Source organism: Ancylomarina sp. 16SWW S1-10-2 (genome assembly GCF_009669305.1).
In the GTDB taxonomy this organism is placed as follows: Bacteria; Bacteroidota; Bacteroidia; order Bacteroidales; family Marinifilaceae; genus Ancylomarina.
On record NZ_SADB01000001.1, the window covers coordinates 79,446 to 91,680 of the forward strand.

Genomic DNA, 12,235 nt, shown 5'->3' on the forward strand with positions numbered 1-12,235 from the left:
TGAAATTAACTATTCTTATTTAATCTCATTACTAATAACAATTCAAATCTATATTATAAATAAATTTATTCCTAATATATTAAGAGTTTTTTGTCTTTTATTTTCAATTCTTAATTTAGCAAACGTTTTGCCCGCTATATATCCTCTTTGTTTAAAAAGTCTTAAATAATTTTTCCTTCAATATTTAAAGCTTTCCTCAAGTCAATTCAGTAATTTCACAGCGAATTTAAAAGAAGATTTAAACCAGCGTGAATAAAAAGATTTTAGATATTGCCCTACCCAATATTGTGAGCAACATCACAATCCCCTTACTAGGGATTGTAGACTTAGCACTTATGGGACATTTGGGTAAAGTAGATTTTATTGGAGGCATTGCTTTAGGAGGTGTCATCTTCAACTTTCTTTATTGGGGATTTTCATTTTTGAGGATGGGCACTAGTGGCATTACAGCACAAGCCTACGGAGCTAGGAACTTACACGAAAGCATTCTTTCTTTAGGAAGAGCACTAAGTGTTGCAGCAGTTGGCAGTATCATCATATTATTACTTCAAAAGCCGATTGCCCTTTTAAGTTTTTCATGCATCAATTCCGAAGCCTCAGTTGAGAATATAGCTCGCTCTTATTACAACATTCGAATATGGGCAGCACCAGCAACCATATCTTTATATGCTTTAACAGGATGGTTTATTGGCATGCAGAATTCAAAAATTCCTATGACAATCGCCATTATATGTAATATAATCAACATCAGTTTATCAAGCTATTTTGTTTATGGCTTAAATCTAGATGCAAGAGGTGTTGCATTAGGAACAGTAATAGCTCAATATTGTGGATTGATTTTAGCCTCATTTTTTATTTGGCGCCATTATAGAAGACTATTCAAATATTGGACTAATAGAGGTTTATTTAAAATTACGGAACTAAAAAACTTTGTCCTAGTTAATAAGGATATATTTATTCGCACACTTTGTATCATTTTTGTATTTACTTTTTTCACAACAGAATCTGCAAGCACGAACAAAACAATACTTGCTGTTAATTCTCTTTTGCTACAATTCCTTTTTATCTTTTCGTACCTAATGGATGGTTTTGCATATGCTGCAGAAGCCCTAGTTGGAAAATTCATAGGAGCTAAAAATCGGAAAAACTTTCTGCTTACAGTTCGTTACTTATTTATTTGGGGAATTGGGATCAGCTTAATTTTCACCCTATTTTATGCACTGTGTAGCAATTGGATATTGTCGATGTTAACTAATAACACAAAAATAATAAGTGCAGCTAGTCCTTATCTAAAATGGGTTATATTACTCCCAATATTAAGTTTTGCCTCATTCATATACGATGGAATTTATATTGGAGCTACGGCCTCGGCTTATATGCGAAAAACCATGATGGCGGCTACCATTCTCATTTTTGCACCCGTTTATTGGATATTAAAAGACATACTTCTGAATCATGGTCTTTGGATAGCCATGTTATCTTTTATGTTTGCAAGAGGCCTATTCCAAGCCATTTATTTTAAAAAAGCTGTTTTAATAAAGTTCAAATAAATACTAGCTTTTCAATAATTGAAACTGATAAAGTTTACTCAACAAGTCTTTTAGATTAGTCGTTATTGTTTCTATTTCCTGATCATTAACACTTAAAATTTCACTTGCATTTTCAATAGTACCGGTAACATATGAAAGTTGAATTAAATCGATATTTGATTCTAAACAAGCATATAAAACTGCTGCTCCTTCAGAACTTATGATCTCAGGATAATTCTTAATATAGATTTCTCCTATCTGAAAAAGATTTGAAGGAATGGTATTACACGTCATGCCACTTACTTTTCGGAATGAGGTTAATATCTCTGAATAGTCAGAAGGGTTTTCTAGAATTCCATTTGTAAATGGCGCTTCAGTCTTAGAAATTAGTTCTAAATCGAAAAATGACTGAAATCCTGAATCATCATTAAAGCCAATATCTCCAAAATAATCATCAACAACATTCACTAAACTTCCAATCTCTATTTTATCCTTAAGAGCATATGATCTTCCAATGTGAATAACTAAATCGTAATTTTTACGTTGAATAGCTTTATTAATCCAATGACTAGCTATGCTCCCTCCATAACCAGATATTAAGACATCAAATTCATTTTCATCTAATTTAAATCGAGCATAATTTTTACCGTAATTATCAATCAATTGAAGTTGACTAATAAAATTTTGTAATGAAACAAAAGTGGAACTAACAATTAAAATATCCATAGATGCAAGTACTTAGCAATAACAAAGCTTCCAAAACCTTGCGTAATCGACAAAAAATATTCTTAAATTCGCAGGCACAAATAAATAAGCCTAAATACTAAAGGACAACAATTGAATTTTATCGAACAACAATATTAAAACACTAATTATAAGATGGAATTTTCAAGTAACGACTCAGAAAATAAAGGTTTTACAAAAATAGAAAAATTTGACAGAGAAACGACTGAAGAACTCATGTTTCACTATAAAAAAGTATTGGAACTTCTAGGTGAAGATGTGGACCGAGAAGGACTCGTTAAAACACCATTAAGAGTCGCAAAAGCAATGCAATTCCTTACTCAAGGTTACTATATCAAACCAGAAGAGATCTTAAAGTCAGCCATGTTTAAAGAGGATTATCGCCAAATGGTAATTGTTAAAGATATTGAAGTTTACTCAATGTGTGAACATCATATGTTACCCTTTGTAGGTAGAGCTCATATTGCATATATTCCTAACGGAACCATTACGGGCCTAAGTAAAATTGCTCGTGTTGTAGACGCTTTTGCACGCCGATTACAAGTACAAGAAAGATTAACAACTCAAATTAAAGATTGTATTCAAAATACACTTAATCCATTGGGAGTAGCCGTTGTTATTGAAGCACAACATATGTGTATGGCTATGCGTGGTGTACAAAAACAGAACTCAATCACAACAACCTCTGATTTTACAGGAGCATTTGAAAAAGCCGCTACACGCGAAGAATTTATTCGACTGATCTCTACAAAAACGATATAATAATTAACTATTGATAAGTATCAATACGAATCAAAAGATATGAAAACATATGTATTTCCTGGGCAAGGAGCCCAATTTGTTGGTATGGGTAAAGACCTATACGAAAACTCTGAACTAGGTAAAGAATTATTTGATAAAGCTAACGAAATTCTTGGTTTCAATATTACAGAACTGATGTTCAACGGAACTGACGAAGATCTAAGACAAACTAAGGTTACTCAACCAGCTATCTTTCTTCATTCTGTAATTTTAGCAAAAACTTTAGGTGCTGATTTTAAACCAGAAATGGTTGCAGGTCACTCGTTAGGAGAATTCTCTGCACTTGTTGCCAATGGAGCTCTTTCTTTCGAAGATGGTCTTAAATTGGTTTCTCAACGTGCTTTAGCTATGCAAAAAGCTTGCGAGAACGAACCATCAACTATGGCTGCTATCATTGGTCTTGATGACGAGACTGTTGTGAAAGTTTGTGCTGAAATTGACGAAATTGTTGTTCCTGCGAACTTCAACTGCCCAGGCCAATTGGTTATTTCGGGTAGCATGAAAGGTATTGAAATAGCCTGTGCAAAACTAACCGAAGCTGGCGCAAAACGTGCTATACCTTTGAAAGTTGGTGGTGCATTTCATTCTCCATTAATGGAGCCTGCACGTGTTGAGCTTGAAGAAGCTATCAAAAATACGAACTTCTCTAAACCTATTTGTGCTGTATACCAAAACGTAACTGCAAAACCAGTATCAGATCCTGAAGAAATCAAAAAGAATCTTGTTGCTCAATTAACTGCTCCTGTACGTTTTACTCAAACAATACTTAATATGATTGCTGATGGTGCAACTTCATTCACTGAAATTGGTCCTGGTAAAGTAATACAAGGTTTGGTTAAAAAAGTAGACCGTAAAATGGAAACTGCTGGTGTCGATTCATACCAAGCATAAACCACAATATTGATCGTATGATCAAGCAAAAAAAAGAGATCTCAAGCAATTGAGATCTCTTTTTTTATATATCCTATTGATATAGTACTTCTCTTATATCAGTTTATATTAAGTTGAACTAAGTATATCAAATTATTTATGCAGTATAACTGATATCTGTTTTTTCCCATCCATTAATATTTCCAAAGGCTCAGCAAAACGAACATGTTTAAAGAAATTTATCTGTTCAACAAATTCCTGCTTGTTAAGCACATCCTCTTTTACAAAACTAGTTGCCAAATTCGATTTCACAGAAAAGTAACCAACATTCATTGATGTTACATTATGGAAAAAGTGTGATCCCAATGAAGCATCCAAAGGAAAATCGTCAAGACCTTGCTCAACAATTACTTTAGCATTAGATATTTGCGACCAAAGAACAGGAATTCCTGTAAAACGATCCTTAGTTCCCCAACGACCAGGACCAATAAGAACATACTGTCTATCTTGCTCCTTCATTTTCTGATTTAAAATAGCTACTTCTTCGGCCATTTCCTCGGTCTTGGTTCTATCAAATTTACTAACATCCATGTAAATCACATCGCGAACATGATCTATTCTACCATTACCCATTCCTTTGTCAGCCAATAAAACAAGTCGATCTTTATCCACTTTATCCATATCGATCTCGATACTCATTTCCTGACGTATTAGAGGCTTAATCTGTAAAAGATTAAAGGTTGGCAAACCATTTTTCCCCTTAGATAAATCAACAGCAAATTCAATCTCAATAGGAGCTCCCATTGCTTGTTTAAAAATATTCAAAAGAATACTCAAAGTCTTAGCCAATGGAATTTGATTATACTTCAAAATGTTAGCAAAATCGACAACACGAGGACCTCTTAAATTTAAATCTGGCTCAATTCTATCATTGGCTCCATCGTATACCGAAGCACAATGTAATAAATTACCATCTTTCTCTGCTACCGAAAGCTCATACTTACGAGTTGAAGCATCTTCACCATCTTCAAGCAAATTCAAGTTATTAGATTCCACATCTATCGCATAAAAGTAGTTCTGCGAATTTTTTATTTGATCTTGGATAGATGCCAACTGTAATTTAGGGTACTCAGGGCAAAAACGATGTGTTTTTTCCCCACCAACAACATATTTACCTAATCCTAAACCTAGAACAGAAAAGCCATCCTCAGGTTTCATATACGAAAATGGATAATAGTTGTAAGATTGTGCTACACCACTAATATTTGGATAAAATTTACCATTATACTCTTGCCCAACAACGGCTTGTAGAATAACAGCCATTTTCTCTTCCTCAATTTTATAATCAACAGCAGAAAAATATGCTTTTGCCTCTGGCGTAAAAATGGAAGAATACACCATTTTAATCGCATTTATCAAATCGGCATAACGAACTTCAAAATCCTCATTATTATTTGGCAAAAGATAAGTAGCATAAACACCCGCAAAAGGTTGCATCAATGAATCCTCAAACAATCCCGAAGAACGAACCGCCAAAGGCATATTCATTTTCTCAAGATATTGACGAAGTTTTTTACAAAGCTTTTCCGATAAATGAGCTTCGATAAATTGTTTCTTTATTTCGTCGTAATTCTTTTCATTATATATTTTTTCAAGAAGATTATTATTTTCTAAAAAAACTTCATACTCATCAACTCCAATAATTGCAGTTCTTGGTATTGCGATATTAATATCCTTAATTAATTTTTGAAAGCTGATATTTTCAGTAAAATTACTTAAAAAAGCCAATCCTCTACCTTTACCACCTACTGATCCACCTCCTAAACGAATGACATAGTGATTAGAGTTCGCCAAACTAGGTTTGAATTTAATAATTCGTCCTCGCAATTGTTTCAACCTCGAAGCTTCAAAAACATCTAAACAAAATTGACGTAACTCCTTAACTGTTTTAAAATCGGATATTTGATAACGACGAAGTTTTTTCGCAATATTAATTTCACCTCTTGCCATCAACCAAGTTGAAATCCCATTACGTTTAGAATGATATAATAAGGACTCATCTGGTACATATCTCAATTTATTTTCAAAATCTTCTAAAGACTTCGCAACAGCAACTTGAGTGCCACTATGATTTCTAAATACGAAATCGCCAAAACCAAGCTTTAAATGAATAAAATTGAAAATATCGAGCGCAAGCGTATCACTATTTTTATTAATAAAATCAGCATTTACCTGAAAAGCACGCATGGCATTATCCGTATCGTGAGATTGCATCACACAAGGAATTCGCATTTTCTTTTCCTGTACATATGATATTAAATCAACACCAGCATCGTCATTTAATTTTCCATCACGAGAAAATCGAACATCAGAAATGACACAAAGAAGATTTTCTAAATAATTATCTACAATATCTACTGCATCCTCATAAGAACTAACCAAAATAACCTTTGGTCGAGCTCGCATTTTGAGAATTTTATGCATCTCATCAATATCATCTTCATCAGAAATAACCTTTTGAGTTTGGGTCATTATTGATGTATAGAGCAAAGGTAAATATCGAGAATAATACTTGACTGAGTCCTCTATTAAAAGCATAACACGAACATCACCAATTTTAGAATCAAGTGCTAAATTCATCTTATCTTCTATATATTTGGTCATGGCCATAAAGATCTTAGTCGATCCATTCCACACAAATACTCTTTCGATATTATTTCTGATTTTATCAGCAGCCTTGTCAAAATAAGCCAAATCACTATTATTATTCACCAATACTAAAACGGGAATATCTGGGTCTTTCTTTTTAATCTCTTGACTTAGCTCAAGTGGTGAATCTTTATCCAAACCAGCCATTAAGATTACAACGTCGAAATTGCGTTCGTCCATAGCTTCAAGCGCTTCGTCATTAGTCGTTACACTTGTGAATCGGGGTGCTGTATATAAATTAAGTTGAAGGTATTCACCAACAATTTTATCTGAGAACTGACCTTCCCTAACAATTGTATACGAATCGTAATAAGTTGCAACCAAAAGAATTTCCTTAACCTTGAATGGCATTAACTCTTGGAAGATATCTCTATCGTTTTTCTTCCTTTTATATATCTTCGAAATAGCAATTTCTTCCATGATAATTATAGCTTTTATTTAAAGACTGAAAATAACAAACAATTAACAATTGTAGGGTACAAATTCGCTATAAAAAAGAGATTAATACAAAATTTATAAAAAAATCCTGCTTGGTATTAAACCAAACAGGATTATATCTAAATAAATACACAAATTCAACTAGTCAACCACCCAAGTATCACCACTATTTAGTAGCTCATCCATAGATTTAATTGTTGATATGGCTTTGATATCTTCAATTTGTTGAGCCATTTTCTCATCATAAGAAGTTGAATCAACATCACGAATAACACCCAAAGCAACAGGATACTCAGGAGCCATCATACTCGAGAGTAACCAATGCATATGTGAATCTTCGGTATGAGCATCATGAACGAGGACATCTTGTTCTGTAATGCCATGTTCACCAATAGTCACAACAACAAGTTTACCATTGCCCCCCATAATGAGACCTTTATTTTTATCCTTACCAAAGATCATTGGCTTACCGTGCTCTATAACAAGTTGATATTCATCTTTGTTTGCTTTATCAGTGATAAGAGCATGTGCTCCATCATTATAAATCACACAGTTTTGAAGAATTTCAACGATAGATGTTCCTTTATGTGCAGATGCAGACTTTACGACTTCTTTTGTCAAATTAATATTCGTATCAATAGAACGAGCGTAGAACTTAGATTGAGCTCCTAGAGCCAACTGAGCAGGATTAAAAGGTTCCTCAATTGTTCCGTAAGGAGAGGTTTTAGTTACCATTCCATATCTTGATGTTGGGGAATACTGACCTTTAGTTAGACCATAAATCTCATTATTAAAGAGCATAATGGTCATATCAATATTTCTACGAACAGCATGAATAAAGTGGTTACCTCCAATGGCAAGAGCATCTCCATCTCCAGAAATCTGAAGCACTTCGAGATTAGGATTAGCACACTTTACGCCAGATGCAATGGCAGCAGCACGTCCGTGAATGGTGTGAAAACCATAGGTATTCATATAGTATGGAAAACGAGAAGAACAACCAATACCCGAAATTACAGCATAGTCTTCCCTCTTATGATCCATTTCAGCCATTGCTCTTTGAACAGAATTTAAGATACCATGGTCACCACAACCAGGGCACCAGCGATTCTCTTGATCACTTCTAAAATCCTTAGCACTTAGCCCCTTAACATTAGGTTTGTTTAATAATGTATCAGCCATGACTTATTTATCCTCCAATAATTGGTTAAATCTTTCTTTTAATTCTACCACCGTAAATGGTAATCCCATCAACTTATTGAGCTGTTCGAACTTAATACCATAAAATGAACCTCTTAAATACTCAACAAACTGTCCATTATTTAATTCACACACAATAATCTTCTTATAATGTCCGAATATCTCCCCAGTATTTTTTGGAAGAGGGAATATGTAGTTAAAATGAACCAAACTAATAGACTTACCTTCCTTTTGCAATTCTCTAACCGCCGTCATAAGATGCCCATATGTTCCTCCCCATCCAACGACAAGAACATCAGCTTCGTCATTTCCTTTCACTTTAAGTTCAGGAATATTGTTAGCAACAAGTTCAACTCTTTTCTTTCTAATATCACTCATCAATTGGTGATTTTCGGGAACATACGAAACGGTACCATCACCGTCCATTTTCTCGAGACCACCAATACGATGTTCTAAGCCTTTTGTACCTGGAATAGCCCATCGGCGGCTCAATCGATCATCCTCTCGCGCATAAGGAAGGAAATCTTCACCTTCTTTTGCAATAGGTGGAATAATTTCAGGAAGATCAGACATGGAAGGAATACGCCAAGGTTCTGTTCCGTTAGCAATAAAACCATCAGTCAACAATATAACTGGCGTCATGTGCTCTAGTGCGATTCGACCAGCCTCAAATGCAAAATGGAAACAATCTGATGGCGTACTAGCTGCAATAACAGGCATCGGACATTCACCACTTCGGCCATGAATGGCTTGTAATAAATCGGCTTGCTCTGTTTTAGTAGGAAGACCCGTAGAAGGACCACCACGCTGAACATTTACAATAACAAGTGGCAATTCAGTCATTACCGCAAGACCTGCCGCTTCAGTTTTTAATGCCAAACCAGGTCCCGAAGTTGTTGTTACAGCAAAATCACCGGCAAAACTAGCTCCAATCGCTGTACAAATACCAGCAATCTCGTCTTCTGCTTGGAAAGTTTTTACACCAAGGCCTTTATGAATAGCTAATTCTTGAAAAATATCTGTCGCTGGCGTAATAGGATACGATCCACAGAACAGTTCAAGCTTAGCCTTGTCTGCTGCAGCCATTAAACCCCAGGCTGTAGCTTTATTACCTGTAATATTACGATATCTTCCCTTACGAATATTCGCAGGAGCTACACTATAATTATAAGGTAAAGCTTCAATTGTTTTAGCAAAATTAAAACCGGCCTTAAGAACTTTCTTATTGGCATCAACAACTAAAGGATGTTTCTTAAATTTTTTCTCAATAAATTCTTCAGAATGCTTTAAAGGACGATCGAACATCCAATATACCATCCCCAAAGTAAACATATTCTTACTTCTAAGAATACTTTTTTGATCAAGACCTGAATCCTTCAAACACTCACGCGTAAGAGAAGTTACCTTTGCCTTAATTAAATTATAGTCAGCAAGTTTGTCTTCCAATAGAGGGTCTGAATCGTAACCGGCTTTTTCAAGGTTTTTTTCAGTAAAACTATCCTCATTCACGATAATTGTACCACTCGGTTTTACCCACTTTAAATTGGATTTTAAAGCTGCTGGATTCATCGCAACTAATACATCGGCATAATCACCAGGTGTGAAAACTTCTTGATGCCCAAAATGTAGTTGAAAGCCCGACACACCACCTACCGTACCTTGTGGAGCGCGAATTTCTGCCGGATAATCAGGAAAAGTTGCTACGTCGTTTCCAAATAAAGCTGAAGTGTCAGAAAACTGTGTTCCTGTTAATTGCATACCATCACCAGAATCACCTGAAAATCGGATAACAACATCTTCTCTTTCAATAATCTTTGTCTTTTGACTCATAACTGATTGATTTAACTTTAAGCTAAATTCTTATTTTACAAAATGTTTTGTACTTTATAAAACAAATAATGACCTAATAAATGTTGCTTTATTTTGACTCCGCCTAATACAAAGCTCTCAAATTTAAAAGGAGGATAGTAATGAAATATCCTTTTGTTGGTTAGAAGATAGACAAACCATAAATAGTAGCTGTTCGAGTAGAAAGACTATTGATAATTCAATATTAATAATCTAAGATTATAAGACGTCAATTATCACTCAAGCGTATAGAGCATTGAATTAAAATCTTCCAAAAAAAACAGAACTCATCTAAAAATCACGATTTTTCACAAACTCTAAACCAAACTTTTAATCATACCTGTTTATTTTAAATTGTAGAATAGATTTAGAAAATATGTTCTACAACAGTGGATAAAGGTAATGATTAGCACAACTTAGACAAGGAAATGAAAAAGAATTTTCAATAAAAATACAAAGGTTTGCGTAACCTTGGTAAAAACAATAATTTACTCGAAATAAGAAACAAAAAAGAGAGGGAATCCATATGGATTCCCTCTCTCAAATAATATTGTCAATTTAATATTGTGACAGGATCACATTACATCAAACTATTCAGCATAATCAGGATTTTGCTGAATATTCTCATTAACATTCAATTCAATTCTAGGAATTGGTTGAATTGTTTTGAAATCGTCGTATCCGATAAACATTGGAGCAATATTTAGATGATCGTCTCCAGTTCTAACAACATCCTTCTTATTTCTCATCAAATCGAAGAAAGTTTGACCTTCCCCAATAAATTCTTTTCTCTTCTCAAGAAGAATTCTATCAATATCGATATCACTTGCAACAAGTACATCAGCTACACCAGTACGTTGTTCAACAACAGTATTGATAAGAGAAGCAGCCACTGCTGCATTCGATGCACTTACTTTATAGATAGCCTCTGCCGCAATAAAATACATCTCAGACAAACGAATTAAATGCAATTTATTAGTTGTTTGATCAGGGTATTTCAATGACAAGTAATTAGTACTTGTTACGTTACCATCATCATCTTTCACAACATCAGCAAACATTGCTTCGCTACGCTCATCTTTGTCATTAGCAAAAAGAATATCAGTGAATGAATTCGTAATAACCATTGTATTGTAACCAGATTCGTTCCATAAGTAACCAATACCTTCACGACTTGGATTATCTTCTTCGGTATTAATTAAAGTAAAAATAGCTTCAGGATTATTAAATGAAGCTTCCCAACTTTTCTTATAATCGCCATGAGCAACCAAAGCATAATCTCCAGAATCTATAACCTCTTTAGCCATATCATAAGCTAATTGATTATCGCCATTAAAAAGATAAACTCGTGCCAACAAAGCCTTAACAGCATCAGCATTTAACCAACCTTCAGTGCTAGCACTTGCAGGCATTAACTCCATAGCTTTTTTCAAATCATCAATTACAAGCTTATAACTTGTAGCTAGATCTGCACGTACAGGTGATTCATCTTTAGTAATAACGTGATCGGCAAGAACAACTCCTAATTCATTAGAAGCATCTCCTGATAATGACGCTGGAATTCTAGCAAAAATGCGTAATAAATCGAAGTGATTTAAAGCACGTAAAGCGTAAAAGTTAGCTTCAATTTCTAATTTTTGTAATTCTTCTGCATCAGATTCAGCTACTAATTTATCAAGATTAGCAATGGCATTATTAACAGATACAAGAGCCTCATATGGACTAGTCCACATCTCAGAATTACCAGCTTCTGTTGTTTCATTGTAACGATACATTTCGTTATCACGTTTGTTAATATCTGATGATCGAACATCGATACCTTTTAAATCACCGTAAACAATATAATTAGCTCCGTAGTAATCTTCACTCTGCATAAGGGAGAATACTCCATTAACAGCATTACGACCATCTTTCACTGTATTAAATGCTTCATTAGCATCTATTCTATCTGTAGGAACCACATCACCCATCCAATCATCAGAACAAGAAGAAAGTCCAAGTGATAAAACTGTTCCCAGTAATAATATATATTTTTTCATTTATTTAAAATTTTTCAGTTTGTGATTACTTTACTAAAAGAAAGTATGACTCACTAT

Annotated in this window: 8 protein-coding genes; 3 read left to right on the forward strand and 5 right to left on the reverse strand. The window is 34.3% G+C overall.

The genetic code is table 11. The features are described from left to right. Positions 1–248 precede the first annotated feature (248 nt). Positions 249–1,550: an MATE family efflux transporter gene (locus EMN46_RS00385; protein WP_368667472.1), complete on the forward strand. Its 1,302-nt coding sequence runs from the start codon at positions 249–251 to the stop codon at positions 1,548–1,550. Between the two features lie 3 nt (positions 1,551–1,553). On the opposite strand, the gene EMN46_RS00390 is transcribed toward EMN46_RS00385, so the two are convergent. Next, positions 1,554–2,255, reverse strand: a complete 702-nt coding sequence (locus tag EMN46_RS00390; RefSeq protein ID WP_154198698.1) for a hypothetical protein — start codon at positions 2,253–2,255, stop codon at positions 1,554–1,556. 153 nt (positions 2,256–2,408) lie between these two features. Between EMN46_RS00390 and folE the strand changes: the two genes are divergently transcribed. Then, complete coding sequence (folE, locus tag EMN46_RS00395; protein WP_154198699.1) at positions 2,409–3,035, forward strand: GTP cyclohydrolase I FolE; 627 nt, start codon at positions 2,409–2,411, stop codon at positions 3,033–3,035. Positions 3,036–3,074: 39 nt separating this feature from the next. Beyond that, positions 3,075–3,965: an ACP S-malonyltransferase gene (gene fabD, locus EMN46_RS00400; RefSeq protein WP_154198700.1), complete on the forward strand. Its 891-nt coding sequence runs from the start codon at positions 3,075–3,077 to the stop codon at positions 3,963–3,965. Positions 3,966–4,097: 132 nt separating this feature from the next. Here fabD and EMN46_RS00405 read toward each other — a convergent pair whose 3' ends face one another. From EMN46_RS00405 to EMN46_RS00420, 4 genes are all read right to left on the reverse strand, one after another. Beyond that, positions 4,098–7,073 (reverse strand): PEP/pyruvate-binding domain-containing protein, encoded by a 2,976-nt coding sequence (locus EMN46_RS00405; protein WP_154198701.1) that lies wholly within the window; start codon positions 7,071–7,073, stop codon positions 4,098–4,100. Between the two features lie 159 nt (positions 7,074–7,232). Next, a complete protein-coding gene (locus tag EMN46_RS00410) occupies positions 7,233–8,273 on the reverse strand; it encodes a 2-oxoacid:ferredoxin oxidoreductase subunit beta (protein WP_154198702.1) in 1,041 nt (346 codons plus the stop codon). 3 nt (positions 8,274–8,276) lie between these two features. Beyond that, positions 8,277–10,121 (reverse strand): 2-oxoacid:acceptor oxidoreductase subunit alpha, encoded by a 1,845-nt coding sequence (locus tag EMN46_RS00415; protein ID WP_154198703.1) that lies wholly within the window; start codon positions 10,119–10,121, stop codon positions 8,277–8,279. 608 nt (positions 10,122–10,729) lie between these two features. Continuing rightward, on the reverse strand, positions 10,730–12,178 hold the full coding sequence (locus EMN46_RS00420; RefSeq protein ID WP_154198704.1) for a RagB/SusD family nutrient uptake outer membrane protein: 1,449 nt from the start codon (positions 12,176–12,178) through the stop codon (positions 10,730–10,732). Positions 12,179–12,235 lie beyond the last annotated feature (57 nt).